Here is a 25,558-nt window from a genome sequence, read left to right as displayed (position 1 = left end):
TCCTGACAACACAAAAACCACTGCCCACCAGAGGCAGCACCTCAAATAACCGTGAGGCCAACACCGTGATCAAGACCCTGAACCACCTCCCGCATCCGCACGAGAATGCGGCCGCCCTCGCCGGCCATTTCACCGATCTGGCGCCACCGCTCAACGACCGCCAGGCCCATCTGGAAGCCTCGCGCTGCCTGTATTGCTACGACGCGCCATGCGTGAATGCCTGTCCGAGCGAGATCGACATTCCGTCGTTCATCCGCAATATCCACCAGGAAAACGTTCAGGGTGCCGCGCAGAAAATCCTCTCGGCGAACATCCTCGGCGGCAGTTGCGCCCGGGTGTGCCCGACGGAAGTGCTTTGCCAGCAAGCCTGCGTGCGCAACAACGACCATGAATGCGCACCGGTGCTGATCGGCCTGTTGCAACGTTACGCCGTCGACAATGCCCACTTCAGCGAACACCCCTTCACGCGTGCGGCCTCAACCGGCAAGCGCATCGCCGTGGTGGGCGCCGGCCCGGCCGGTTTGTCCTGCGCTCATCGCAGTGCCATGCACGGTCATGACGTGGTGATTTTCGAGGCACGGGAAAAGGCTGGCGGCCTCAACGAATACGGGATCGCCAAGTACAAACTGGTGGATGACTACGCGCAGAAGGAGCTTGAGTTCCTATTGGAAATCGGCGGGATCGAAATCCGCCACGGGCAGAAACTTGGAGAGAACCTGACGCTCAGCGATCTGCATCAGCAATTCGATGCGGTGTTCCTCGGCCTCGGCCTGGCCGCCAGCAAACAGCTGGGTCTTGCTCATGAAGATGCACCGGGCCTGCTCGCCGCTACTGACTACATCCGCGAACTGCGTCAGGCCGATGACCTGACTCAACTTCCCCTCGCTGACCGTTGTATCGTTTTGGGCGCCGGCAACACCGCCATCGACATGGCCGTGCAAATGGCACGTCTGGGGGCACGCGACGTCAATCTGGTGTACCGCCGCGGTGTCGATGAAATGGGCGCGACAGGTCACGAACAGGACATCGCCAAGGCCAATCAGGTGCGCCTGTTGACTTGGGCTCAACCTGAAGAAGTGCTACTCGATGATCAAGGCAACGTGCGCGGCATGCGCTTCGCCCGCACTCACCTGGTAGACGGTCGCCTGCAAACCACCGGCGAAACCTTCGAACTGGCCGCAGATGCGATCTTCAAAGCCATCGGCCAGGCCTTCGACGCCAGCGCCCTCGCCGACCCGCTGGCCCGTGAACTCAAGCGTGAGGGCGAGCGGATTCAAGTTGACGAAAACCTGCGCACCAGCATCCCCGGCGTGTACGCCGGCGGTGACTGCACCAGTCTCGATCAGGACCTCACCGTGCAGGCCGTGCAACACGGCAAACGGGCCGCCGAGGCGATCAACACCCAACTCATGCTCAACGTGGAGGCTGCGTAAATGGCCGATCTCTCGATTGTCTTCGCCGGCATCAAAGCCCCCAATCCGTTCTGGCTGGCCTCCGCGCCACCCACCGACAAGGCCTACAACGTGGTCCGCGCCTTCGAGGCCGGCTGGGGTGGCGTGGTCTGGAAAACCCTGGGTGAAGACCCGGCGGCGGTTAACGTGTCGTCGCGTTACTCGGCACACTTTGGTGCCAATCGCGAAGTGGTGGGCTTCAACAACATCGAACTGATCACCGATCGCTCGCTGGAGATCAACCTGCGGGAAATCACTCAGGTCAAAAAAGACTGGCCGGACCGCGCGCTGATCGTGTCGCTGATGGTGCCCTGCGTCGAAGAATCCTGGAAAACCATCCTGCCACTGGTGGAAGCCACCGGCGCCGATGGCATCGAACTGAACTTCGGTTGCCCGCACGGGATGCCGGAGCGCGGCATGGGCGCGGCGGTCGGCCAGGTGCCGGAGTACGTCGAACAGGTCACACGTTGGTGCAAGACGTACTGCTCGCTGCCGGTAATCGTCAAGCTCACGCCGAACATCACCGACATTCGCGTCGCCGCCCGCGCGGCCCATCGCGGTGGTGCGGATGCGGTGTCGTTGATCAACACGATCAACTCGATCACCAGCGTCAACCTGGAGCGCATGGTCGCCAATCCCGCCGTGGGCAGCCAAAGCACCCACGGCGGTTATTGCGGTTCGGCGGTCAAGCCCATTGCGCTGAACATGGTCGCCGAAATTGCCCGCGACCCACAGACCCAAGGCCTGCCAATCTCCGGCATTGGCGGCATCGGCAGCTGGCGCGACGCGGCGGAATTCATTGCGCTGGGCAGCGGCTCGGTGCAGGTGTGCACGGCGGCGATGCTGCATGGCTTTCGGATTGTCGAGGAGATGAAGGACGGTTTATCGCGCTGGATGGACAGTCAGGGCTATGCCAGCGTGTCGGAATTTTCCGGGCGTGCGGTGGGCAACACCACGGACTGGAAGTATCTGGACATCAACTATCAAGTGATTGCCAGGATTGACCAGGAGGCCTGCATCGGTTGCGGTCGTTGCCACATTGCTTGCGAAGACACTTCGCACCAGGCGGTTGCGAGCCTTAAGCAGGCGGACGGGACGCATAAATATGAAGTGATTGATGATGAGTGCGTGGGGTGCAATCTGTGTCAGATCACGTGCCCGGTGCAGGATTGTATCGAGATGGTGCCGATGGAGAATGGGAAGCCGTTTCTGGATTGGAATCATGATCCGCGCAATCCCTACCATGTCAGCCCTTGAGGTCAGAGGCGCCTGAACCGACGCCATCGCGAGCAGGCTCGCTCCCACATTGGATCTTCAGTGTTCAGTAGAACCCTGTGGGAGTGAGCCTGCTCGCGATGAGGCCAGCAGCAACACCGCAAAAGTTAGGGCTCCAACCCAATCCCCCGCAAGATCACACTCGTCACCGTCTGCACCGCCCGCTCGAACTGCATGTCCGACAATGGCTGGTGGTCATTCAGAATATTCACCTGATGATCAAAGTCGGCGTAATGCTGGGTAGACGCCCAGATCATGTACAGCAGGCTCGAAGGTTCTACCGGCAGTATGCGTTTGTCGTCCACCCACTGGCGGATTTTCGCTTCTTTCATCTTGGCCCAGTCGTACAGACTGACGTCCAGTTTCTCGCCGAGGGTCGGCGCACCATGGATGATTTCGTTGGCCCAGACTTTGGAGCCGTAAGGCCGGCTGCGGGAGTGGTTCATCTTGGCGCGGATGTAGCTGCTGAGCACCACGCGCGGGTCGTCGAACATCTCGAAGCACAGGGCGTCCTGTTTCCACACTTCCAGCAGACCCAACAGCACAGCGCTGTACAGCTCGCTCTTGGTGCTGAAGTAGTAATGCAGGTTGGAGCGCGGCAGTTGCACTTCGGCAGCGATGTCGGCCATGGCAGTGCCGCCGAAACCTTTTTCGGCGAAAACCTTTTCGGCTCCCAACAGAATTTTCTCGACGTTACTGCGACGAATCTCGATCTTGTGATTGCCCATGAGGGCTCCCTGACAACAGCGTTGCTCAAGACTAGCATCCGCTCTACCTCGCGGCGACAAGGGAAAACGAAACTTCGTACACCCAGCTACACGCAGGTAAACTGACCGCCTTTTCGAACCCGCCTCAGAGGTATTCCACGATGCTGTTCAAGAAAACCCTGACCACCGTCGCCCTGCTCGGCTCGCTGTTCGCCGCTTCATCGGTGTTTGCCCATGCCCATCTGAAAGACCAGACCCCGGCCGCCGACAGCACGGTGAGCGCACCGTCGGAACTGCGCCTGGTGTTTTCCGAAGGCGTTGAAGCGACCTTTTCCAAGGTCTCGATCAGCAAGGACGGCAGCGAAGTGCCGGTGAAGGGCCTCGCCACCGAAGGCAGCGACAAGAAAACCCTGATCGTCACCCCGGCTGCACCGTTGGCAGCGGGGGCCTACAAAATCGAATGGCACGCGGTGTCGGTCGATACCCACAAAAGCGAAGGCGCCTATAGCTTCAAGGTTGGCCAGTAATTCATGACGAGCGCGCTGGTGCTGTGCCGCTTTGTGCATTTCACCGTCGTGCTGTTGCTGTTCGGGACGTGGGTGTTCAGGCCGCTGCTGGTCAATGGCAACCCTGGACATCTGGATCAGCGACTGACGAAAACAACCCGCTGGCTGGCGGTGACGGCGCTGGTCACTGGCGTCAGCTGGTTGCTGCTGATCACCGCCAGCATGGCCGGCTCATGGGACACGGCATTCGATCCGTCAACCCTGCGACTGGTACTCGGCAATACATTTTTCGGTCAGGTCTGGCGCTGGCACTTGTTTCTCAATGGGCTGTTGATCGCGCTGCTGATGTCGCCCTTGCGTGCAAACCTGCCCCTGCGAATCGGCCTCGCCAGCCTGCTGCTGGCCACCCTCGCCCCGGTCGGCCACGGGGCCATGCTCGACGGCCTCTACGGCCAATTGCTGATCCTCAATCAAATCATTCACCTGACGTGCGTCGGTGCCTGGCTCGGCGGTTTGATGGTGTTGGTGCTGATCCTGCGGCAGCCGGCAGAGCATTCCATCAAGGCGACCTTGCAACGCTTCAGCGGCATTGGTTACGTCTTGGTGGCGGGGTTGGTGATGACCGGTTTGATCAACGTGCGGGTACTAACCGGGCAATTCTGGCCTACGCCATTGCTATCCGGGTTTGCGCTGATACTGCTGATCAAGGTTGTGCTCGTCGCGGCGATGCTGGGGCTGGCGTTGTTCAATCGGCTGCGGATCAAGCATTGCGAGCAACGACTGCCAATGCTGAAAACCAGCGTGATCATGGAATGGTTTCTGGGGATTGGCGCGGTGGCGGCGGTTTCCCTGCTGGGGACCATGCCCCCGATGATCGTGAGCTAAAACACAAAACCCTGTGGGAGCGAGCCGGCTCCGGGCGGCGTTCCGACGATGACGGTAGAACAGACACCACTGCAGTGAATGTCAGACCGCTATCGTCGGAACGCCGCCCGGAGCCGGCTCACTCCCACAGGGGTTCTTCGACATACCTTAAAATCGCGCCAAGTCATCGTACAACTTCTGATTGACATTCCCCGTAACACTTGTAAATAATCCGCCCCAACGTTGTACGACGACGTATAACGAAAAATAAAAACAACAAGAAACACGGGAGCGTCACTGTGAGCAAGCTCGTCCGCAATTCCTCCGTCAGCACCCCTCGCCCAACCTTCGCACGCCGTCACGCCCTGAACCTGATCGGTTGCAGCAGCCTGGCCCTCGCCCTGCCCATGACTAGCCATGCCGAAGGTTTCGTCGATGACGCCAAAGCCACGCTGAACCTGCGCAACTTCTACATCAACCGCAACTTCACCAACCCGGCCTACCCGCAGGGCAAGGCGGAAGAGTGGACGCAAAGTTTCATCCTCGATGCCAAATCCGGATTCACCCAAGGCCCCGTCGGTTTCGGCTTGGATGTGCTGGGCCTGTATTCGGAAAAACTCGACGGTGGCAAAGGCACGGGCGGCACCTCGTTGCTGCCGATTCATGACGACGGCCGCCCGGCCGACAATTACGGGCGCCTGGGTGTGGCGTTGAAAGCTAAAGTCTCGAAAACCGAATTAAAGGTCGGCGAATGGATGCCGGTGTTGCCGATCCTGCGCTCCGACGACGGCCGCTCCCTGCCGCAAACCTTCCGCGGTGGTCAGTTGACGTCCACCGAGATCAGTGGCCTGACGCTCTACGGTGGCCAGTTCCGCGCCAACAGCCCGCGCAACGATGCGAGCATGGAAGACATGTTCATGAACGGCAAATCCGCGGCCTTCACCTCGGACCGTTTCAACTTTGGTGGCGGTGAATATGCATTCAACGATAAGCGCACCCAGGTCGGCGTCTGGTACGCGCAACTCAGCGACATTTATCAGCAGCAGTATTTCAACCTGAGCCACAGCCAGCCCATCGGCGACTGGACCCTCGGCGCTAACCTTGGCTACTTCATCGGCAAGGAAGACGGCAGCGCCCTGGCCGGCGAGCTCGATAACAAAACCGCGTTCGCCATGCTCTCGGCCAAATACGGCGGCAACACCTTCTTTGTCGGCCTGCAAAAACTCAGCGGCGACGATGCCTGGATGCGGGTCAACGGCACCAGCGGCGGCACCCTGGCCAACGACAGCTACAACTCCAGCTACGACAACGCCAAGGAACGATCCTGGCAGCTGCGTCACGATTACAACTTTGTGGCGCTGGGCATTCCCGGCCTGACGATGATGAACCGCTACATCAGCGGCGATAACGTGCACACAGGCACCATCACCGACGGCAAGGAATGGGGCCGCGAATCAGAACTGGCTTACACCGTACAGAGCGGCGTGCTGAAGAACCTCAACGTCAAATGGCGTAACGCGTCGATCCGCAAGGACTTCAGCACCAATGAATTCGACGAAAACCGCATTATCATCAACTACCCGCTTTCGTTGCTGTAAGCCGGATCTTTGTAGCAGCTGGCGAAGCCTGCGTCCGGCTGCGAAGCAGTCGTAAACCCTGCGAGCGTGATTTTCCTGATGCACCGCGTCGGCTGATTTTACGACTGCTTCGCAGCCGAACGCAGGCTTCGCCAGCTGCTACATCGATTGCGGGGCGACCGGACCCTTCGTCAACTTCAATTGATGTGTCGTTGACAACTACCAGAAAGGCTAACGATACTTCGCCACAGTCATACGACAACCTACAACAACTAACAATAACTAACAATAACTGCGTATCAGGGACTTCCATGACCACTACTCCCCCAGCCCCTTTCAATCGTCTCCTCCTGACCGGTGCCGCCGGTGGCCTCGGCAAAGTCCTGCGCGAACGCCTGCGGCCCTATGCCAATGTGATTCGCCTGTCGGACATCGCCGACATCGCCCCGGCCATCGATGACCGTGAAGAGGTCGTGCCCTGCGATCTGGCAGACAAGCAGGCAGTCCATCAGTTGGTTGAAGGCGTGGACGCGATCCTGCATTTCGGTGGTGTGTCGACGGAGCACTCGTTCGAAGAGATCCTCGGCGCCAATATCTGCGGCGTGTTCCACATTTATGAAGCCGCTCGCCGCCATGGTGTGAAGCGAGTGATTTTCGCCAGTTCCAACCACGTGATCGGCTTCTACAAGCAGGATGAAGTGATCGACGCTCACTCCCCTCGCCGCCCGGACAGCTACTACGGCTTGTCCAAGTCCTATGGCGAAGACATGGCCAGTTTCTACTTTGATCGCTACGGCATCGAGACCGTCAGCGTGCGCATCGGCTCCTCGTTTCCGGAGCCGCTGAACCGTCGAATGATGAGCACCTGGTTGAGCTTCGGCGACCTGACTCAATTGCTCGAATGCGCGCTGTACGCCCCAAATGTCGGCCACACCGTGGTCTACGGCATGTCCGACAACAAGGACGTCTGGTGGGACAACCGTTTCGCCACCTGCCTGGGTTATGAACCCCAGGACAGCTCCGAAGTGTTCCGCGAAAAAATCGAAGCCCAACCGATGCCAGCCGCTGATGACCCGGCTCGGGTCTACCAGGGTGGTGCGTTTGTCGCGTCCGGCCCGTTCGGCGACTGAACCCGCGTACCTCACTAGATCCCGACAACAAGAACCCGAGGGAATGAGCTGTCATGCAAGCCGAATTGATCGTCGATGCCCGCAACGCAGTCGGTGAATGCCCGGTCTGGGTGCCCGAGGAAAACGCCCTGTATTGGGTCGATATTCCTGCCGGTGGACTTCAGCGCTGGAGCGCCGAAACCGGCCATGTCCACGCCTGGAGAGCACCGCAGATGCTTGCCTGCATTGCACGTCACCGCGATGGCGGTTGGGTTGCAGGGATGGAAAGCGGGTTCTTTCACCTGCACCCGCATAACGATGGCAGCCTCGACAGCAATCTCCTTGCGCCGGTCGAACACGCCCGCACAGACATGCGCCTGAACGACGGTCGCTGCGATCGTCAGGGCCGTTTCTGGGCCGGCAGCATGGTGCTGAACATGGGCGCCAACGCTGCCGACGGCGCGCTTTATTGCTACAGCGCCGGGCAACACGGGCCACTCGCGGCGCAACTCGGTGGGTTTATCGTGCCCAACGGTCTGGGTTTCAGCCCGGACGGGCGAACGATGTACCTGTCTGACTCTCATCCTCTGGTCCAGCAAATCTGGGCCTTCGATTACGACACCGACAGTGGCACACCGTCCAACCGACGGCTGTTTGTCGACATGCATCAGTTCGCTGGTCGTCCCGATGGCGCAGCGGTCGATGCCGAAGGCTGCTACTGGATTTGCGCCAATGACGCCGGGTTGATTCACCGTTTCACTCCCGACGGCCGACTGGACCGTTCCCTCGCCGTGCCGGTGAAAAAACCAAGCATGTGTGCCTTCGGCGGCAGTCGCCTGGACACCCTGTTCGTGACCTCGATCCGACCCGGCGACGACCATGACGAACAGTCACTGGCCGGCGGTGTGTTCGCCCTCGACCCCGGCGTCAAAGGCTTGCCGGAGCCGTTGTTCAACGATTGCTGATCACCCAGCTTTGAATGATGTGACTTGGCTGGCGAGGTCTCCCTGTGGCGAGGGAGCTTGCTCCCGCTGGGTCGCGCAGCGGCCCCCTGCAATTTTTCAGACAGTCCGAGTTTCCTGTATTTGCGACTGCTTCGCAGCCGAGCGGGAGCAAGCTCCCTCGCCACAAAAGCCTTTCAATGAGCTAGTAAAAATCAACATGACGCCAATAACTCTGGAACTCGAAGACGAATTCACCCACCTCACCCTCGCCCCGAACTCGGTGGCAGCGTCGTCAACTGGAGCATGCGCGGCACGGCTCTGCCACTGGTGCGAGGATTGCGTTTGCTGAAGCAAGGCGAGTCAGCCGAGCTCGGTTTCAGCCTGCACTATCGCTACCCCAGCAACTGACTCAGCACCGCGCGCAACTTGCCGGGTTTCACCGGTTTGTTCAGCAGTGGCGCATCGAGTCGCTGCAATGAGCGCCGACACTGATCCGTGCGGTCGGCAGTGATGATGACCGCCGGAATCACCTGGCGGTAATGCTCGCGCAAATGCCTGACCACGTCGCAGCCCACCACCCCGTGATCGAGGTGGTAGTCCGCCAGAATCAGTTCCGGCGCTCGCCCCTGCAACGCAGCCAATGCAGAGAACTCATCGGTGGCCGTGACCACCTCGCAGCCCCATTGCCCGAGCAGCGCGCTCATGCTTTCGAGGATGCTCACTTCATTGTCCAGTACCAGCAAACGCCGGCCAGGCAATGGATTTCCGGTGCCGGGTTGTGGTGCCGCCAAACTGATCGGCAGCGGAACCTCATGGGAAATCGGCACGTCGATGCTGAACATCGAGCCGCGCCCCGGCAACGAATGAACCCCGACTTTGTAGCCGAGGATCTTGGCGATGCGCTCAACGATGGCCAGCCCCAGGCCCACACCCTTGCGGTCGGCGGCGCGGCCGACGTCCAGTTGGTTGAACTCGAGGAAGATCGAATCCAGTCGGTCCGCCGCGATCCCCCGCCCGGTGTCCCAGACTTCAAGACGCAGCATTTCACCCCGGCGCCTGGCCCCCAGCAGGATGCTGCCTTCGTCGGTGTAGCGACAGGCGTTGCTGAGGAAGTTGCGCAGAATCCGCGTCATCAGCCGCAGGTCGGTGCTGATGGCGTAATCGCCCATGTGCACCCGCAGGTTCAACCCTGCGGCCTGGGCCACTGACTGGAACTCCGACACCAGCGGCGCGAGCAATTCGTCGAGGCGATACAGCGCAATATCCGGTTTGACCGCGGCCTGATCGAGCCGGGAAATATCCAGCAAATCGGTGAGCAGATCCTCCGCCCCTTCGAGCGCCTGGTGAGTCCGCTCCACCAGCACCTGTTCGACGTCGGGCAGCTTGCGTTCGCGCAGGGTCGAGATCAGCAAACGCGCGGCATTGAGCGGTTGCAGCAGGTCATGACTGGCGGCGGCGAGGTATTTGTCCTTGCTGCGGTTGGCGGCCTCGGCGGCGTCCCGGGCATCGCGCAAGGCTTGGGCAATCTGCTTACGCTGGGTGATTTGCTGTTGCAGGTTACGGTTGGCTTCCAGCAACTCGTCGGTGCGCGCGGTGACGCGCTGCTCCAGTTCGTCGTTGAGTTGCTGAAGACGCTGCTGGGCGAGTTTGCGCTCGGTGATGTCGGCGACAAAACCTTCCACCAGCCCTTCCTGATCGGGCTTGAGCAACAGGTTCATCAGCACGTCGACGCTGCTGCCATCCTTGCGCCGCAATTGGGTTTCGTAGCCAAGCAGACTGCGCTCGCGCTTGAGCATTTCACCGATGTTTTCCAGCTCTTGCGCGCCGTTGACAAACAGGTTGCTCGCCAGATCAGCCAGCGAAAACAGCACTTCCTGGGGATTGTCGTAGCCGAGCATCCGCGCCAGTGCCGGGTTGGCGGCGCGCATGCCTTCCAGGAGGCTGGCCTGGAAGATCCCGTGGACCGCGTTTTCGAACAGCCATTTGTAGCGATTGCGCTCGGCTTCCAGCTCGTCGAGGCGCGCGGCCAGTTCCGGGTAATGACTCTTGCGCGCCGAGTGGCTGCCTAATCCCAGTAACCCCGCCAGCGCCCGTTGCTGTTCGTCAGAGGGCTTCGCCATAGACGACCTCGACATCACGCTGACTGGACTCGCGCGGGTTGGTCAGGATGCACGGGTCGTGCATGGCGTGTTGCGACAGGAACGGAATGTCCGCGGTGCTGACCCCGTGCAATCCGAGGGTTTCGTGGAAGCCGATGGCGTGTTTCAGCGCAATCAGGTGTTCGACCAGACGCCCGCAAATCTGCCGGTGATTCAAGCCACGGCAATCGATGCCAAAGGTCTCGGCGATCACCTTGAAGCGCTCGGGCGCCGAGCTGTAGTTGAACGCCACCACGTGTTCCACCAGCACCGCGTTGCACAGCCCATGAGGCAAGTCGAGAAAGCCGCCGAGACTGTGGGACATCGCGTGCACCGCGCCGAGGATTGCGTTGGAGAACGCCAGCCCGGCCTGCATGCTGCCCAGCATGATTTTCTCGCGCAAGGCGATGTCGTGCGGGTTGGCGATCATCTGCACCAGGTTGCCGTTGATCAGGCGCATCGCTTCAAGTGCGTGGGGATCGGTCAACGGCCCGTGACCGGTGGATACAAACGCTTCGATGGCATGCACCAATGCATCGATGCCGGTACAGGCCGACAGGAACGGGTCCATGCTCAACGTGGTTTCCGGGTCGATCAGCGACACGTCCGGCACCACCGCCTTACTGACGATGGAGAATTTCATGCGTTCTTGCTGGTTGGAGATGATCACGAATTGCGAGACATCGGCCGAGGTCCCGGCGGTGGTCGGAATCAGGATCAGCGGCGGGCTCGGGACGCGGATGGTGTCCACGCCTTCGAATTCGAGAATGCTGCGCCCATGGGCGACGACAATGCCGATGCCTTTGCCGCAATCCATCGGGCTGCCGCCACCGACGGCCACGATCACATCGCAATGGTTTTCCCGGTACAGATCGGCGCCGAGCATCACTTCTTCGACCCGCGGGTTGGGCGAGACCGCGCTGTACAGGACGTACTCGATGCCCTGGGCCTGCAGACTGGCCTCGACATCGGCGACCCAACCGGCGGCAATCACACCGGGATCGCTGACCAGCAGCACCTTGCGGGCACCAAAGGTTTTGGCGCAATTGCCGACGTTGTGCCGGCAGCCGGCACCAAAGATGATTTCAGGCGAAACGAATTTACGCAGTTGACTGAGACTCTGGCTCATTGGAAAGCCTGTTTTTATTGTTTTGGAAGGTAATGCCCACACTAAACCATCCGGCAGTGAATGCAATCAGACCAATGGGTAGCACGGCTGGTGTACTCAAATCCTGTGTCCACCGCAAATCCCCTGAGGGAGCGAGCCTGCTCGCGATGACGGAGTGTCAGGCAGCATCAATGGTGGCTGGAAGACTGCTATCGCGAGCAGGCTCACTCCCACAGGGGATTTGTGTTGTTTGATTCATCCGCGGTAGATCAATCGCGAAGCCTTCTCGTTGCGTAACGTCAGGTGTTCCATGCCCAGCCCCGGCGCCTCGGCTTCCTCGCGGGCCTTGAGAATCACACCGTGGTGCGGGGATTTGCTGCACACCGGGTCAGCGTTGGCGGCGTCGCCGGTCAGCATGAATGCCTGACAGCGGCAGCCGCCCAGATCCTTGTGCTTTTCATCGCAGGAGCGGCACGGCTCCTTCATCCAGTCATCGCCACGAAAGCGGTTGAAACCGAATGAATCAGTCCAGATGTGCTCGATGCTGTGCTCGCGCACGTTGGGAAACTGCACCGGCAACTGGCGGGCGCTGTGGCAAGGCAATGCCGTGCCGTCGGGGGTGATGTCGAGAAACAGATTGGCCCAGCCGTTCATGCAGGTCTTGGGGCGTTCTTCGTAGTAATCCGGGGTGACGAAGATCAGCTTGCACGGGTGACCCTGCGCTTCAAGACGCTCGCGGTATTCGTTAGTGATGCGTTCGGCACGCTGCAATTGTTCACGCGTGGGCAACAGGCCGACGCGGTTGAGCTCGGCCCAACCGTAAAACTGGCACGTCGCCAATTCGACGAAATCGGCCTCCAGCTCCAGGCACAAGTCGATGATCTGCGCGATCTGGTCGATGTTGTGCCGATGGGTTACAAAGTTCAGCACCATCGGATAGCCCTGGGCTTTCACCGCTCGGGCCATGGCGAGTTTCTGGGCGAAGGCCTTGCGCGAACCGGCGAGCATGTTGTTCACCGCTTCGTCGGCGGCCTGGAAGCTGATCTGGATATGGTCCAGGCCCGCGACCTTGAAATCGCGGACTTTCTGTTCGGTCAAGCCAATGCCCGAGGTGATCAGGTTGGTGTAGTAACCCATGTCCCGGGCGGCCTTGATCAGTTCGGCCAGGTCCTGTCTTACCAACGGCTCGCCGCCGGAAAAGCCCAACTGCGCGGCGCCCATCTCCCGGGCTTCGCGGAACACCCGGATCCACTCTTCGGTGCTCAACTCTTCGCCAGATTGGGCAAAGTCCAGCGGGTTGGAGCAATACGGGCATTGCAGCGGGCAACGGTAAGTCAACTCCGCCAACAGCCACAGCGGCGGACCCGGACGCGAGTCACTCGATCCAGAATTGAGCATGGGCCACCTCCAGAAACGCCAGCACATCTTCGTCGATCCCCGGTACGCCGGGGAAATTCGCGGACAGTTGATCAATGATCGCCGCAACGCTGCGCTGGCCGTCTACCAGATCGAGGATCTGCCCGGCACTGTCGTTAAGTTTGATCATGCCTTCGGGGTACAGCAGCACGTGACAGTCCTGACGCGGCTCCCATTGCAGGCGAAAGCCCTGGCGCAGCGACGGTGATTGTTCGCGGTTGATCAGGCTCACAGGGCAATCCCCCGATGCCAGACCTGTTCCGTGGTGACGGTGTGATACGGCGGGCGCTCCAGTTCGTAGGCCATGCTCATGGCGTCGAGCATGCTCCACAGCACGTCGAGCTTGAATTGCAGGATTTCCAGCATGCGTTGCTGGCCTTCGACCGTGACGTAGTGCGCCAGGGTGATGCGTAAACCATGCTCGACATCCCGTCGCGCCTGACTCAGGCGAGTACGGAAATAGTCGTAACCGCCGACGTCGATCCACGGGTAATGGGTTGGCCAGGCATCGAGTCGCGATTGGTGGATCTGTGGCGCAAACAGCTCGGTCAGCGAACTGCTGGCGGCTTCCTGCCAACAGGCGCGACGGGCGAAATTGACGTAGGCGTCGACGGCGAAACGAACACCGGGCAGCACCAGTTCCTGCGAGAGGATTTGCTCGCGATCCAGCCCCACCGCTTCGCCCAGCCGCAGCCAGGCTTCGATGCCGCCTTCGCTGCCGGGTGCACCGTCGTGGTCGAGAATTCGTTGCAGCCACTCCCGGCGCACGTCGCGGTCCGGGCAGTTGGCGAGAATCGCCGCGTCCTTCAGGGGGATGTTCACCTGGTAGTAGAAGCGATTGGCGACCCAGCCCTGAATCTGCTCGCGGGTTGATCGGCCGGCGTACATGGCTTGGTGGAATGGATGATGGATGTGGTAATAGGCGCCTTTGGCGCGCAGGGCTGCTTCGAATTCGGCGGGGGTCATTGGGGTGGCAGTCATTGCGGTTCTCCGGGGAATCTGCGGTGTCTGGTCTGGCCCCATCGCGAGCAGGCTCGCTCCCACATTGGGATTGTGGTGTATACAAAATCTGTGTTCACACCGATCAACTGTGGGAGTGGGCTTGCTCGCGAAGAGGCCCTCCGCTACAGCTCAATACTCATGCCGTCATAGGCCACTTCGATCCCGCGCCGCTCAAGCAGCGCTCGCTCGGCGGAGTCTTCATCGAGGATCGGGTTGGTGTTGTTGATGTGGATCAGCACCTTGCGCTGGCGGGTGAAGCCCTCAAGGATTTCGAGCATGCCGCCGGGGCCGCTTTGCGACAGGTGACCCATTTCACTGCCCAGGTTCTGGCCGACCTCGCAGACTCGCATCTCGTCGTCGCGCCACAAGGTGCCGTCCAGCAACAGGCAATCGGCGCGTTGCATCCAGCTCAGCACCTCATCGTCGACCTGTCCCAGGCCCGGCGCGTAGAACAGCGAAGCACCGCTGCGCCGGTCTTCGATAAATAAACCAATGGTGTCGCCCGGCTGCGGATTGCCGCGATTGGGCGAGTACGGCGGTGCGTTGCTGACCAAGGGGATCGCGCGAAATCTCAGGTGTGCACACGCCGGGATGCTGAAGGGCTCGCGGTCGAGCCCGACCGGTTGCCACTGCAACCCGCCGTTCCAGTGCTTGAGCATGGTGAACAACGGGAAGCCGCTACTCAGGTCTTCATGGACCCGTTCGGTGCACCAGACCTGATGCGGGCAGCCTTCGCGCAGACTCAACAGGCCGGTGCAATGGTCGATCTGGCTGTCCAGCAGGACGACGCCGGCAATTGCGGTATCGCGCAACCGGCGCGCCGGTTGCAGCGGCGCGAAACTCTCGAGTTGCGCGCGAATGTCCGGTGAAGCATTGCACAGCACCCAATCCACACCGTTGTCGCTCAGGGCAATCGAGGACTGGGTGCGGCGTTGGGCCCGCAGGCTGCCATTGCGCATCGCGGCGCACTGGCGGCAGTTGCAATTCCATTGCGGAAAACCACCGCCAGCGGCGGATCCGAGAACGCGAATGTGCATGGGCAATGCTCCAGAAGGCAGGCCCGGCCAACGCAACAGCTGGCCGGGTGAACAATCAGCGGTTGGCGAAATACATCGTCACTTCGAAGCCAATGCGCAGATCGGTAAACGCGGGTTTAGTCCACATGGGTCAATCCTCTTCTTATGCCGGACGATTCCGGTAAAGCCATTAATGCACGGGGCGCCAGGCACTCGAATGCTACTTTCGAACGAGGTGGCGGCGTGCATTGGTAGGGGGTGTTAGAAGGTGCAGGCATTACACAAAACAGTGTGGCGAGGGAGCTTGCTCCCGCTGGGTCGCGAAGCGACCCCATTCCCGACAACCCGGTGCATCAGGCACACCGGGGGTTCCGGGATTGCGACGGCTGCGCCGTCGAGCGGGAGCAAGCTCCCTCGCCACAGGTACCGGAGTAGGACTAGAAGAACCCCATCGGGTTGATGTCGTAGCTCACCAGCAGGTTCTTGGTCTGCTGATAGTGGTCGAGCATCATCTTGTGGTTTTCACGGCCAACACCGGACTTCTTGTAGCCACCGAACGCGGCGTGGGCCGGGTACAGGTGGTAGCAGTTGGTCCAGACACGCCCGGCCTTGATCGCCCGGCCCATGCGGTAGGCGCGGTTGATGTCGCGGGTCCACAGACCGGCGCCGAGGCCAAACTCGCTGTCGTTGGCAATCGCCAGGGCTTCGGCTTCGTCCTTGAAGGTGGTGATACCCACCACCGGGCCAAAGATTTCTTCCTGGAACACGCGCATTTTGTTGTGGCCCTTGAGCAGGGTCGGCTGGATGTAATAACCCGTCGACAAGTCGCCCTCAAGACGCTCGGCCGCGCCGCCGGTGAGCAGCTCGGCGCCCTCCTCCTGGGCAATTGTCAGGTACGAGAGAATCTTGTCGTATTGCTGCTCGGACGCCTGGGCGCCGACCATGGTTTCGGTGTCCAGCGGGTTGCCGCGCTTGATCTTGACGATCTTCTTCATCACCACTTTCATGAAGTCGTCGTAGATCGACTCCTGCACCAAGGCGCGGGAAGGACAGGTGCAGACTTCGCCCTGGTTGAAGAACGCCAGCACCAAGCCTTCGGCAGCCTTCTCGATGAACTGCGGCTCGGCTTGCATGATGTCTTCGAAGAAGATGTTCGGCGACTTGCCGCCCAGTTCAACGGTGCTTGGAATGATGTTCTCGGCCGCGCATTTCATGATGTGCGCGCCAATCGGAGTGGAACCGGTGAAGGCGATCTTGGCGATGCGCTTGCTGGTGGCCAGCGCCTCACCGGCTTCGCGACCGAAACCCTGAACGATGTTCAGCACGCCAGGTGGCAGCAAATCGGCGATCAGCTCGGCGAAGACCATGATCGACAGCGGCGTCTGCTCGGCAGGCTTGAGTACCACGCAGTTACCGGCGGCCAGGGCCGGGGCGAGTTTCCAGGCGGCCATCAGCAGCGGGAAGTTCCACGGGATGATCTGTCCGACCACGCCCAGCGGCTCGTGGAAGTGATAGGCGGTGGTCAGCTCGTTGATCTCGGCGGCGCCGCCCTCTTGAGCGCGGATGCAGCCGGCGAAGTAACGGAAATGGTCGGCGGCCAATGGCACGTCGGCATTCAGGGTTTCGCGCACGGCCTTGCCGTTGTCCCAGGTTTCGGTGACGGCAAGGATTTCCAGGTTCTGCTCGATGCGGTCGGCGATTTTCAGCAGCACCCGCGAGCGGTCCTGCGCCGAGGTCTTGCCCCAGGCGTCAGCGGCGGCATGCGCGGCGTCGAGGGCTTTCTCGATGTCGGCGGCGCTGGAGCGCGGGAATTCGGCGATCACTTCACCGGTAACTGGCGAAGAGTTGGTGAAGTACTCACCATTGACCGGGGCAACGAACTCGCCGCCGATGAAATTGCCGTAGCGCGGTTTGAACGTAACGACGGCGCCAGGTGTGCCAGGTTGTGCGTAGATCATGGTGGGCCTCTGTCTGGGTCGATGCCTGTCGGGCAAACAGGCGATGAACCGATAGTAGAGAGCCCTGCGCGCCAGACGAATGCGCCGTTGGCAGGAGGACTCTCGTTATTTGGTAGTAGGAGCTGAGCTTGCTCGCGATTGGAGCGCCACAGTCTTGATCGTTCCCACGCTCTGCGTGGGAATGCCTCTACGGACGCTCTGCGTTCGGCTCTTGGGACGCAGAGCGTCCCGGGCTGCATTCCCACGCGGAGCGTGGGAATGATCAGTGGCAGGTATCAGTGCTTGGCCACCAGGTCTTTCGGCAGCTTGAACGTCCAGAGCATGCCGCCCTGGTTGAAGTCCTTGATGCGCTTGGCCACTTCGCCGCCCCACAGCGGTACAGCACCGCCCCAGCCGGACAACACCGAGACGTACTGTTCACCGTCCATTTCCCAGGTCACAGGCGAGCCGAGTACGCCGGAACCGGTCTGGAATTCCCAGACTTTCTCGCCGGTCTTGGCATTGAACGCCTGCAGGAAGCCTTCAGGCGTGCCGGTGAACACCAGGTTGCCCTTGGTGGTCAGCACCCCGCCCCACAGCGGCGCGAAGTTCTTGTGGCGCCAGACTTCCTTGCCGGTTTTCGGGTCGATGGCGCGCAGCACGCCGATGTAGTCTTCATTCAGCGGTTTGATAGTGAAACCGGCACCGAGGAACGCTGCGCCTTTCTTGTAGGCGATGCCTTCGTTCCAGATGTCCATGCCCCATTCGTTGGACGGCACATAGAACAATCCGGTGTCTTTGTTGTAAGCCATCGGCATCCAGTTTTTCGCGCCGAGGAACGCAGGGGCTACGAACACCGAACTGCCTTTGGCTTCGGTGCCGGGCGCGCCTGGGCGGCTGGCTTCGTTGTAGATCGGCCGACCCTCTTTATCCAGGCCGGTGGCCCAGGTGATCTTGTCCACGAACGGGAAGCCGCGAATGAATTTGCCGTTGGTGCGGTCCAGCACGTAGAAAAAACCGTTGCGGTCAGCGGTGGCGGCGGCTTTGATCTCTTTGCCGCCTTCGGTGTAGTTGAACGAGACCAGCTCGTTCACGCCGTCATAGTCCCAGCCGTCGTGAGGCGTGCTCTGGAAGTGCCACTTGATGGTGCCGTCGTCCGGGTTGAGCGCCAGACGCGACGACGAGTAGAGGTTGTCGCCAGGACGCAGGTGCGAGTTCCATGGCGCCGGGTTGCCGGTGCCGAACAGCAGCAGGTTGGTTTCCGGGTCGTAGTAACCGCCCAGCCAAGGAGCGGCGCCGCCGGTTTTCCAGAGATCGCCGGGCCAGGTCTTGCCTGCTTCACCGCCGGAGATGCCGTTCTCTACCGCTTTGCCGTCCTTGTAGGTGTAGCCCATGTGGCCTTCGACGGTGGGACGGCTCCACAGCAGGCTGCCGTTTTTCGGGTCGTAGGCTTCGATTTTGCCTACCACCCCGAACTCGCCACCGGCGACACCGGTGATCAGTTTGCCGTTGATCACCAACGGCGCGGCACTGATGGAGTAGCCTTCCTTGTGGTCGGCGACTTTCTTGCTCCAGACAACTTTGCCGGTGTCCTTGTTCAAGGCCACAAGCTTGGCGTCGAGGGTGCCGAAGATCACCAGGTCGCCATACAGCGCGACACCCCGGTTGATCACGTCGCAGCAAGGACGGATGTCATCGGGCAGGCGAGCATCGTATTGCCAGAGCTTCTTGCCGGTGCGCGCATCCACCGCAAACACCCGCGAGTAGGAACCGGTCAAGTACATCACGCCGTCCTTGATCATCGGCTGTGCTTGCTGACCGCGTTGTTTTTCACCGCCGAAGGAGAATGCCCAGACTGGCCGCAAGTCCTTCACGTTGTTAACGTTGAGCGTGTCCAGCGGGCTGTAACGCTGACCCTGGACGCCCAGACCGTTGGTGACGATCTGCCCCGGGTTCTTGGGATCCTGGAGGATGTCTTGATCAGTGACGCCGGCCAATGCCGAGCCAGACAACAGCATGGCACTGAGCAGCACACTCAAGACGAAGGGTTGGCGACGTGCGGGTTGGGTCATGACGGCTACCTCTGCAGTTTTTGTTATACCCGGGAAATTTTCCCGGTCTGGTGCAGATTCTTGGGCGCCGCCGCCCTTGGAACAATTGCCCGCAGTGCTGAGATTGCTAGTTCCTTAGTACCGGGTCGGATGAGATGAGTGCTGACTGATCGTTCCCACGCTCTGCGTGGGAATGCAGCCCGGGACGCTCCGCGTCCCTTTCGAAAGCTGGAACGCGGAGCGTCCCTTGAGGCATTCCCACGCGGGAGCGTGGGAACGATCATTGCCTGTTCGCGGCGGAATCGACACGGGTCATTTGTGCGCGCTCGTAGCGCGGATACAGATGGCTGACGCTGCGGATCAGTTCGTAGCGGCTCAGGCTGATCCCGGCAAACCGTTCGGGAATGGGGCTGCGGATCATCTCGGCCATATCACTGCCATTGGCGGCGCCGTCGCGCATGAGCTGATCGAGCCAGGTCAGGTAGTCGCGCATCTGTTCGAACGGCTGTTGATCCCTGGCGACCGGTCCATGGCCGGGGACGATCAGCGTCCACGGCAGGCCTTGGAGGGTGGCGATGTCCGCCAGCCATACCGACAGCCCCGGACTGTTGGGCGTGGTCAGGGCTCGTTGGTAAAACACCAGGTCCCCGGCAAACAACACGCCGGTTTTCTGGTCGAGAATAGCCAGATCCGCGCCTGTGTGCCCACCCAGGTCCAGCAGGCGCAGATCGTGATTCCCAAAACTTCGCACGCCCGGTATCAGCGTCCGGGTCGGCAACACCACTTCGGTGCCACGCATCCAGTCGCCCACCAGGCGATACATGTTCTCGGCCATGGCGTCGCCCTGCTGATGCAACAGCTCGGTGGTGCCGGCCAACGCGCTGATCGGCACATCACTGAAGGCCTGGTTGCCGAGCACATGATCAGGATGATGATGGGTCAGCAGCACCTCGATCACCGGTTTGTCGGTGGTCGCGGCGATTGCCTTGCGCATCGCTTCGCCGTAGCGTTTGGACGGCCCGGTGTCGATCACCACCACCCCCTGCTCGGTGACGATGAACGCGGTGTTGACAATGTTGCCGCCGTTGGCCTTGGCGAAATTGTCGGTGCTGCCCTCCAGCAGCCAGGTGTCTTCGGCGATCTGCCGGGGCTTGAGTGAGTAGTCAAGTTCGGCCAGAACCGGCAGGCTCAGGCTCATGAACAGCAGCAGCATCCAGCGCATCACGCGCTCCTTTGGGTCAGGGTATGGCCGCATCGAATTGATTGCCGCTGTTGTCGCGCAGCATCAGGCGCGTCTGCCCTGCCCCTTCGATATCGAAGGCCAGGTTGGGGTTTTCACTGACCGCGGGAAACAGCTCAAGACGGGCCAGCAATTGATCGTTCTGATCCCGCAGTTCGGCATGACTGATGAAGAATTCCGGGATGCCGCTGACCATGCCATTGTCCATCGGGTGCGCCACCTGCATGCGCACTCGGCTGAACTCACCACGGGGATATCGACCGCCCAGCACTTCGCCGATGTGCTCCTCCCAGCCCGGCTGAGTGCGTACCACGCTCGGCGCCGTGCAACCACCGCCCGCCGCATCGATCAGCGTCGAGCCGACGTGCCACACCCCATCACGGGTCAGTACCGCCGCGCGCAACGGCGTGGCCTGCTCAATGCGGATACGAATCGACAGCCAGGGCAGCACGCGGTCCAGCGGCTGGAAATCGACGATTTTCGGCAAAGGGTTGAGCTCGGCCCAGGCGAGGATTTTCACCACTTCGCCCTTGAACGCCCGCGCGTCAATTTCCAGTGGCACCTGCCGGGCGTCTTCGGCGAACGGCGGTGCCATTAGCTTGACCCGATCGTCGAACACGAACGGCGCATCCCCGAGCATTTGCTTGTGATAAAAGGCCCACATCACCGACGGCACCGGGTCTTTGCCCGGGTCGATGTCCACCGCGTGCGCGGCGATGGGCAACCAACAGGCCAACAGACAAGCCGCTCGCCAGTTCACTGTTGATACATCTCAGGCACGTCATAGCGCAGGCCGTAATGGCCATAAATAGTCTTGACCGAGCCCTCGCGAATCAAGGTTTCCAGCGCCTCTTCCACGGCATAGGCCAGTTGACGGTTGCTTTCATGCACCGCCATGCCGATCTCCCACAGCTGCTTGCCCATGTTCGGGTAGGCGTTTTCCGCCAGCGCCACTTGCGGGTCGTTGGCTTCATGAACCTGCCAGTCGATCTCCCCGCGCATGGCCATGACGGCATCGACTTCACCGGCCTTCATGGCGGCAAAAGCCTGGGGTACGCCGGGATAGTGGTGGGTTTTGCCGGCGAGCATGCCGTTGAACACCGAGGTCAGGTAGAACGACGGCACGCTGTCGACTTCGACGCCGATCGGGTGGTGCTCGAACACCGCGACGCTAGCGACTTTGTCCAGTCGGCGGCGATCATAAGCAACCTGCCATTGTTCGTTCTGGTACGGGCCGAACATCACCACATGGCCGTTTTCCAGCTCGCCCAGTTCATTGCGCTTCTGCGCGTAGGCGCGATCGTATGGCACGCGCATCATCAGGTCGGCCAGTTGCAGGTCATGCAACTGACTGGCACGCCAGATGTAATCGCGCAGGTCGTCATCGAGCTTCTCGCCGGCCGGCGCCCAAATCAACCTCAGGCGCACGCCAAGGGCTTTGGCCAACGCCTCGGCAAGTTCGACATCAACGCCCCGGGCCTGGCCGTCGTGTTCAAAACTGTAAGGGGCGAAGTCCTTGTAGACCGCCACTTTCAGTTCCCCGGCGGCGATCATTTCGTCATAGGTACGGACCTGCGCCTGCACCGACTGGCAGCACAGCAACACAGCGCTGATCAACACAGCGAGCAGGCGCATGGGTTATTCCTCGACGCGAACGGTGTCCAGGTAAGTGCGTACCGCCCACAAAGCTTCCTGGCTCAGGTAATCGGCCATCTTCGGCATGTACACCCGGCCGTCACGCACCGCGCCGTGGCGCACGCGTTCGACGAACCATTCATCACCCGCCTCGCCGACATCGAGCAGGCGCAAATCGGGGGCGATGCCGCCGGACTTGGCTTCCAGGCCATGGCAGGCCGCACAGTTCTGGTTGTACGCCGAAGAACCGATTTCCACGGCCTTATCGTGTTCCGGGGTGGTGCGATAAGGGTTCACCGCAGCCCAACCATCGGCATCAACCGGTACGCCAGCGTCCTTGATCGGGGTCAGGCCCGCGGTGGCGACAGCCTGTGGGACCACGTTGCCATGGGCCCAGACAGAACCTGCACTGATAAAGCCGGCCAGCAAACCGGCAACGAGCAAGGCGTTGCGTCTTGTTGTCATTGTTATGCCCTCTTGATTGCACGCAAAACCTCTTTGAAGAGGCTATGGCACCCATCTTAGGAACGGCTTCGCGCAAGCCCCATGCTGCTTTGGTGGCCGCCGTCTAGTTCCTTGGTAGTAGGGCTTGTGGCGCACACCTAAATCAGGTGCCGTACGGGAAGTATTCCCGGCAACAGCGGGACTTTTTCCGTATCCGCCAACACGTCGGGCACACCACCCTGTGCAGGCCAAAACCTCCACTGGGAACTGCAACCATGACAATAAGATCGCTACCCGCCCTTTCCCCGCTGTCTATCGCCGTGCAGGCTTTTCTGCTGGTGGGCAGCCTGTCCCTGAGTGCTGTCAGCTACGGCGCGACGGCACCGGCCACTCCCACCCGCAATGTGAGTTGGGAAGACATCGCCAACGATCACCTGACCACCAAGGACGTGCTGCAATACGGCATGGGCACCAACGCCCAACGCTGGAGCCCGTTGGCCCAGATCAATGACAAGAACGTGTTCAAGCTGACCCCGGCCTGGTCCTACTCGTTTGGCGATGAGAAGCAGCGCGGCCAGGAATCCCAGGCCATCGTCAGCGACGGCGTGGTGTACGTCACCGGTTCCTATTCGCGGGTATTTGCCCTGGACGCCAAGACCGGCAAGCGCTTGTGGACGTACAACCATCGCCTGCCGGACAACATTCGTCCGTGCTGCGACGTGGTCAATCGCGGCGCGGCGATCTTTGGCGACAAAATCTACTTCGGCACCCTCGACGCGCGGCTGGTCGCCCTGAACAAGAACACCGGCAAAGTGGTGTGGAACAAGAAATTCGGTGATCACGCCGCCGGCTACACCATGACCGGCGCCCCGGTGCTGATCAAAGACAAAACCACCGGCAAGGTGCTGCTGATTCACGGCAGCTCCGGTGATGAGTTCGGCGTGGTCGGGCAACTCTTCGCCCGCGATCCCGACACGGGTGAAGAGGTCTGGATGCGGCCCTTCGTCGAGGGTCATATGGGCCGGTTGAACGGTAAGGACAGCACCACGACCGGCGACGTCAAGGCGCCGTCCTGGCCGGATGACCCGACCACCGAAACCGGCAAGGTCGAAGCCTGGAGCCACGGCGGCGGTGCCCCTTGGCAAAGCGCCAGTTTCGATCCGGAAACCAACACCATCATCGTCGGCGCCGGCAATCCTGGCCCTTGGAATACTTGGGCTCGGACCTCCAAGGACGGCAATCCTCACGATTACGACAGCCTCTACACCTCGGGCCAGGTCGGCGTCGATCCGAGCACCGGCGAGGTGAAATGGTTCTACCAGCACACCCCGAACGATGCCTGGGATTTCTCCGGCAACAACGAGCTGGTGCTGTTCGACTACAAGGACAAGGACGGCAAAACGGTCAAGGCCACCGGCCATGCGGACCGCAACGGTTTCTTCTACGTGGTCGATCGCAACAACGGCAAATTGCAGAACGCATTTCCCTTCGTCGACAACATCACTTGGGCCAGCCACATCGATCTCAAGACCGGCAAGCCGGTGGAGAATCCGGGCCAGCGTCCGGCCAAACCGTTGCCCGGTGAGACCAAGGGCAAGCCAGTGGAGGTTTCGCCGCCGTTCCTCGGTGGCAAGAACTGGAACCCGATGGCCTACAGCCAGGACACCGGGCTGTTCTACATTCCGGGCAACCACTGGAAGGAGGAATACTGGACCGAAGAGGTCAACTACAAAAAAGGCTCGGCTTACCTGGGCATGGGTTTCCGCATCAAGCGCATGTACGACGATCACGTCGGCAGCCTGCGCGCGATGAACCCCACCACCGGCAAAGTGGTCTGGGAGCACAAAGAAGCACTGCCACTGTGGGCCGGCGTGCTGGCAACCAAGGGCAACCTGGTATTCACCGGTACCGGCGACGGTTTCCTCAAGGCCTTCGATGCGAAAACCGGCGCGCAGCTGTGGAAGTTCCAGACCGGCAGCGGCATCGTCTCGCCACCGATCACTTGGGAACAGGACGGCGAGCAGTACGTCGGTGTGACCGTCGGTTACGGCGGCGCGGTGCCGTTGTGGGGCGGTGACATGGCCGAGCTGACCAAACCGGTGGCTCAGGGCGGATCGTTCTGGGTGTTCAAGATTCCGAGCTGGGATAACAAGACGGCGCAGAAGTAATCCGCCACCTCCTGTGGTGAGGGGGCTTTTGTGGCGAGGGGGTTTACCCCCGTTGGGTCGCGAAGCGGCCCCCTACATTTTCCAGGAACACCGAGTTGCCTGGATTAACGACTGCTTCGCAGCCGAACGGGGTGGTGCGGCATTCCGATAAACCCCCTCGCCGAAAAGCTCCCTAGCCACAGGTTTTGTGTGTATCCAGCTGCCCTCCATATTTCGAGGACCTGCAATGAAATACCTTCCCTTATTCCTTATGTTGACACTGCCTTTGGCTCACGCCACCGACGACGGCGAAGACACCCCGTTCATCATCAACGGCTGCACCGTCGCCCAACACAGCCAATGCCCCGGCGCCGATCTCAAAGGCGCGAACCTGAGCAATCAGGACCTGCGCAGCATGAACCTCAGCGGTGCCGACCTGCGCAATGCCGACCTGCGCCACGCCCGACTCGATCTCGCCAACCTGGAAAAAGCCCGATTACAGGGCGCCAACCTGACCCGCGCCAGCCTGCAACAAAGCAACCTGCGCCTGGCCGACTTCACCGGGGCAACCCTGATGGCGATTCAGGGCTGGGGGATGTTCGCCCAGGGTGCGCAATTTCAGGATGCCAACCTCGGTGGCGCTTACCTGCAATTCGCCCGCCTGTCCGGGGCCAAATTGCACAACGCCAATCTGCGGGCTGCGGATCTGGAAATGACCTGGTTGAGCAAGGCCGACCTCAAGGGGGCCAATCTTAGTGATGCCAATCTGCAAGAGGCCAAGTTGGGGGAAAGCAATTTGGAACAGGCGAATCTGAGCGGCGCACGGCAGCACTATGCGAATTTTCAGGATGCGAATATGGAGGGCTGCACCGGTTGCCCGACGACGTGGGGCAAATGAGGCGATATCCCGGATGATCGTTCCCACAAACGGGTCGCCCCCCAAAAGTTGCGCAAAACTGATGGGGTGTTTCACGCAATCCCCTGTGGGAGC

23 protein-coding genes are annotated in these 25,558 nt (G+C 60.8%); 9 read left to right on the top strand and 14 right to left on the bottom strand.

Translation table 11 applies throughout. The features are described from left to right. Positions 1-65 precede the first annotated feature (65 nt). On the top strand, positions 66-1,433 hold the full coding sequence (locus ACQ4OB_RS27380; protein WP_430956837.1) for an NAD(P)-dependent oxidoreductase: 1,368 nt from the start codon (positions 66-68) through the stop codon (positions 1,431-1,433). Further along, the gene (gene preA, locus ACQ4OB_RS27375) at positions 1,434-2,708 is read left to right on the top strand and encodes an NAD-dependent dihydropyrimidine dehydrogenase subunit PreA (RefSeq protein ID WP_074876206.1); all 1,275 of its coding nucleotides are present in this window, start codon (positions 1,434-1,436) and stop codon (positions 2,706-2,708) included. It abuts the gene before it with no gap. A gap of 125 nt (positions 2,709-2,833) precedes the next feature. Here preA and ACQ4OB_RS27370 read toward each other — a convergent pair whose 3' ends face one another. Beyond that, complete coding sequence (locus ACQ4OB_RS27370; protein WP_008149783.1) at positions 2,834-3,454, bottom strand: TetR/AcrR family transcriptional regulator; 621 nt, start codon at positions 3,452-3,454, stop codon at positions 2,834-2,836. Positions 3,455-3,594: 140 nt separating this feature from the next. On the opposite strand from ACQ4OB_RS27370, the gene copC reads away from it, so the two are divergent. From copC to ACQ4OB_RS27345, 5 genes are all read left to right on the top strand, one after another. Then, on the top strand, positions 3,595-3,960 hold the full coding sequence (copC, locus tag ACQ4OB_RS27365; protein WP_074876204.1) for a copper homeostasis periplasmic binding protein CopC: 366 nt from the start codon (positions 3,595-3,597) through the stop codon (positions 3,958-3,960). A 3-nt stretch (positions 3,961-3,963) separates the two neighbouring features. Then, positions 3,964-4,824, top strand: a complete 861-nt coding sequence (copD, locus tag ACQ4OB_RS27360) for a copper homeostasis membrane protein CopD (protein ID WP_074876202.1) — start codon at positions 3,964-3,966, stop codon at positions 4,822-4,824. Positions 4,825-5,102: 278 nt separating this feature from the next. Beyond that, positions 5,103-6,401: an OprD family porin gene (locus ACQ4OB_RS27355; protein ID WP_430956836.1), complete on the top strand. Its 1,299-nt coding sequence runs from the start codon at positions 5,103-5,105 to the stop codon at positions 6,399-6,401. A gap of 290 nt (positions 6,402-6,691) precedes the next feature. Then, on the top strand, positions 6,692-7,510 hold the full coding sequence (locus ACQ4OB_RS27350) for an NAD-dependent epimerase/dehydratase family protein (protein WP_430956835.1): 819 nt from the start codon (positions 6,692-6,694) through the stop codon (positions 7,508-7,510). Positions 7,511-7,563: 53 nt separating this feature from the next. Beyond that, positions 7,564-8,454, top strand: a complete 891-nt coding sequence (locus tag ACQ4OB_RS27345; protein WP_430956833.1) for an SMP-30/gluconolactonase/LRE family protein — start codon at positions 7,564-7,566, stop codon at positions 8,452-8,454. A 371-nt stretch (positions 8,455-8,825) separates the two neighbouring features. On the opposite strand, the gene ACQ4OB_RS27340 is transcribed toward ACQ4OB_RS27345, so the two are convergent. From ACQ4OB_RS27340 to pedF, 13 genes are all read right to left on the bottom strand, one after another. Then, positions 8,826-10,553 (bottom strand): PAS domain-containing hybrid sensor histidine kinase/response regulator, encoded by a 1,728-nt coding sequence (locus tag ACQ4OB_RS27340; RefSeq protein WP_430956832.1) that lies wholly within the window; start codon positions 10,551-10,553, stop codon positions 8,826-8,828. Then, positions 10,537-11,700, bottom strand: coding sequence for an alcohol dehydrogenase-like regulatory protein ErcA (gene ercA, locus ACQ4OB_RS27335; protein WP_074876193.1), 1,164 nt, complete (start codon positions 11,698-11,700; stop codon positions 10,537-10,539). Before ercA ends, ACQ4OB_RS27340 begins: the two co-directional genes overlap by 17 nt. Before the next feature lie 234 nt (positions 11,701-11,934). Continuing rightward, positions 11,935-13,077: a pyrroloquinoline quinone biosynthesis protein PqqE gene (pqqE, locus tag ACQ4OB_RS27330; RefSeq protein WP_102616694.1), complete on the bottom strand. Its 1,143-nt coding sequence runs from the start codon at positions 13,075-13,077 to the stop codon at positions 11,935-11,937. Then, on the bottom strand, positions 13,055-13,327 hold the full coding sequence (gene pqqD / locus ACQ4OB_RS27325; RefSeq protein WP_074876190.1) for a pyrroloquinoline quinone biosynthesis peptide chaperone PqqD: 273 nt from the start codon (positions 13,325-13,327) through the stop codon (positions 13,055-13,057). The genes pqqE and pqqD overlap by 23 nt, the downstream gene beginning before the upstream one ends. Beyond that, positions 13,324-14,076, bottom strand: a complete 753-nt coding sequence (gene pqqC / locus ACQ4OB_RS27320) for a pyrroloquinoline-quinone synthase PqqC (protein ID WP_074876187.1) — start codon at positions 14,074-14,076, stop codon at positions 13,324-13,326. The genes pqqD and pqqC overlap by 4 nt, the downstream gene beginning before the upstream one ends. 143 nt (positions 14,077-14,219) lie before the next feature. After that, positions 14,220-15,134, bottom strand: coding sequence for a pyrroloquinoline quinone biosynthesis protein PqqB (gene pqqB / locus ACQ4OB_RS27315; protein WP_074876185.1), 915 nt, complete (start codon positions 15,132-15,134; stop codon positions 14,220-14,222). 55 nt (positions 15,135-15,189) lie between these two features. Then, entirely contained in the window at positions 15,190-15,261 is a 72-nt protein-coding gene (gene pqqA, locus ACQ4OB_RS27310; protein WP_003253598.1) for a pyrroloquinoline quinone precursor peptide PqqA, read from the bottom strand. A gap of 289 nt (positions 15,262-15,550) precedes the next feature. Next, positions 15,551-17,071, bottom strand: coding sequence for an acetaldehyde dehydrogenase ExaC (gene exaC / locus ACQ4OB_RS27305; RefSeq protein ID WP_430956831.1), 1,521 nt, complete (start codon positions 17,069-17,071; stop codon positions 15,551-15,553). A gap of 275 nt (positions 17,072-17,346) precedes the next feature. Next, positions 17,347-19,122 (bottom strand): PQQ-dependent methanol/ethanol family dehydrogenase, encoded by a 1,776-nt coding sequence (locus tag ACQ4OB_RS27300; protein WP_074876182.1) that lies wholly within the window; start codon positions 19,120-19,122, stop codon positions 17,347-17,349. A 259-nt stretch (positions 19,123-19,381) separates the two neighbouring features. Beyond that, positions 19,382-20,323: a quinoprotein relay system zinc metallohydrolase 1 gene (locus ACQ4OB_RS27295; protein ID WP_430956830.1), complete on the bottom strand. Its 942-nt coding sequence runs from the start codon at positions 20,321-20,323 to the stop codon at positions 19,382-19,384. A gap of 16 nt (positions 20,324-20,339) precedes the next feature. Continuing rightward, positions 20,340-21,101, bottom strand: a complete 762-nt coding sequence (locus ACQ4OB_RS27290) for a quinoprotein dehydrogenase-associated SoxYZ-like carrier (RefSeq protein ID WP_430956829.1) — start codon at positions 21,099-21,101, stop codon at positions 20,340-20,342. Continuing rightward, positions 21,098-21,976 (bottom strand): substrate-binding periplasmic protein, encoded by an 879-nt coding sequence (locus tag ACQ4OB_RS27285; RefSeq protein ID WP_430956828.1) that lies wholly within the window; start codon positions 21,974-21,976, stop codon positions 21,098-21,100. Before ACQ4OB_RS27285 ends, ACQ4OB_RS27290 begins: the two co-directional genes overlap by 4 nt. A 3-nt stretch (positions 21,977-21,979) precedes the next feature. Then, entirely contained in the window at positions 21,980-22,441 is a 462-nt protein-coding gene (gene pedF / locus ACQ4OB_RS27280; RefSeq protein WP_074876176.1) for a cytochrome c-550 PedF, read from the bottom strand. A gap of 254 nt (positions 22,442-22,695) precedes the next feature. On the opposite strand from pedF, the gene exaA reads away from it, so the two are divergent. Together exaA and ACQ4OB_RS27270 are read left to right on the top strand one after the other, a co-directional pair. After that, positions 22,696-24,588 carry a quinoprotein ethanol dehydrogenase gene (gene exaA / locus ACQ4OB_RS27275; RefSeq protein ID WP_430956827.1) on the top strand — a complete coding sequence of 631 codons (1,893 nt, stop codon included), beginning with the start codon at positions 22,696-22,698 and terminating at the stop codon, positions 24,586-24,588. A 226-nt stretch (positions 24,589-24,814) separates the two neighbouring features. Next, positions 24,815-25,465 (top strand): pentapeptide repeat-containing protein, encoded by a 651-nt coding sequence (locus ACQ4OB_RS27270; protein WP_102616688.1) that lies wholly within the window; start codon positions 24,815-24,817, stop codon positions 25,463-25,465. The last annotated feature ends 93 nt before the right edge of the window (positions 25,466-25,558 follow it).

Origin of the sequence: Pseudomonas sp. ES4, assembly GCF_050586665.1 — a bacterium.
In the GTDB taxonomy this organism is placed as follows: Bacteria; Pseudomonadota; Gammaproteobacteria; order Pseudomonadales; family Pseudomonadaceae; genus Aquipseudomonas; species Aquipseudomonas frederiksbergensis.
The sequence above is the reverse complement of the archived record's forward strand: the minus strand, read 5'-3'. Positions and strand labels throughout refer to the sequence as shown.

Excerpts from the sequence above, each read along its gene's own strand:
- ACQ4OB_RS27295 (WP_430956830.1), bottom strand. The coding sequence starts at position 20,323 with ATGCGCTGGATGCTGCTGCTGTTCATGAGCCTGAGCCTGCCGGTTCTG.
- ACQ4OB_RS27370 (WP_008149783.1), bottom strand. The coding sequence starts at position 3,454 with ATGGGCAATCACAAGATCGAGATTCGTCGCAGTAACGTCGAGAAAATT.
- ACQ4OB_RS27285 (WP_430956828.1), bottom strand. The coding sequence starts at position 21,976 with ATGCGCCTGCTCGCTGTGTTGATCAGCGCTGTGTTGCTGTGCTGCCAG.
- ACQ4OB_RS27350 (WP_430956835.1), top strand. The coding sequence starts at position 6,692 with ATGACCACTACTCCCCCAGCCCCTTTCAATCGTCTCCTCCTGACCGGT.
- pqqC (WP_074876187.1), bottom strand. The coding sequence starts at position 14,076 with ATGACTGCCACCCCAATGACCCCCGCCGAATTCGAAGCAGCCCTGCGC.
- preA (WP_074876206.1), top strand. The coding sequence starts at position 1,434 with ATGGCCGATCTCTCGATTGTCTTCGCCGGCATCAAAGCCCCCAATCCG.
- pqqB (WP_074876185.1), bottom strand. The coding sequence starts at position 15,134 with ATGCACATTCGCGTTCTCGGATCCGCCGCTGGCGGTGGTTTTCCGCAA.
- ACQ4OB_RS27345 (WP_430956833.1), top strand. The coding sequence starts at position 7,564 with ATGCAAGCCGAATTGATCGTCGATGCCCGCAACGCAGTCGGTGAATGC.
- ACQ4OB_RS27300 (WP_074876182.1), bottom strand. The coding sequence starts at position 19,122 with ATGACCCAACCCGCACGTCGCCAACCCTTCGTCTTGAGTGTGCTGCTC.
- ACQ4OB_RS27340 (WP_430956832.1), bottom strand. The coding sequence starts at position 10,553 with ATGGCGAAGCCCTCTGACGAACAGCAACGGGCGCTGGCGGGGTTACTG.
- pqqE (WP_102616694.1), bottom strand. The coding sequence starts at position 13,077 with ATGCTCAATTCTGGATCGAGTGACTCGCGTCCGGGTCCGCCGCTGTGG.
- ercA (WP_074876193.1), bottom strand. The coding sequence starts at position 11,700 with ATGAGCCAGAGTCTCAGTCAACTGCGTAAATTCGTTTCGCCTGAAATC.
- pedF (WP_074876176.1), bottom strand. The coding sequence starts at position 22,441 with ATGACAACAAGACGCAACGCCTTGCTCGTTGCCGGTTTGCTGGCCGGC.
- exaA (WP_430956827.1), top strand. The coding sequence starts at position 22,696 with ATGACAATAAGATCGCTACCCGCCCTTTCCCCGCTGTCTATCGCCGTG.
- exaC (WP_430956831.1), bottom strand. The coding sequence starts at position 17,071 with ATGATCTACGCACAACCTGGCACACCTGGCGCCGTCGTTACGTTCAAA.
- ACQ4OB_RS27270 (WP_102616688.1), top strand. The coding sequence starts at position 24,815 with ATGAAATACCTTCCCTTATTCCTTATGTTGACACTGCCTTTGGCTCAC.
- copC (WP_074876204.1), top strand. The coding sequence starts at position 3,595 with ATGCTGTTCAAGAAAACCCTGACCACCGTCGCCCTGCTCGGCTCGCTG.
- copD (WP_074876202.1), top strand. The coding sequence starts at position 3,964 with ATGACGAGCGCGCTGGTGCTGTGCCGCTTTGTGCATTTCACCGTCGTG.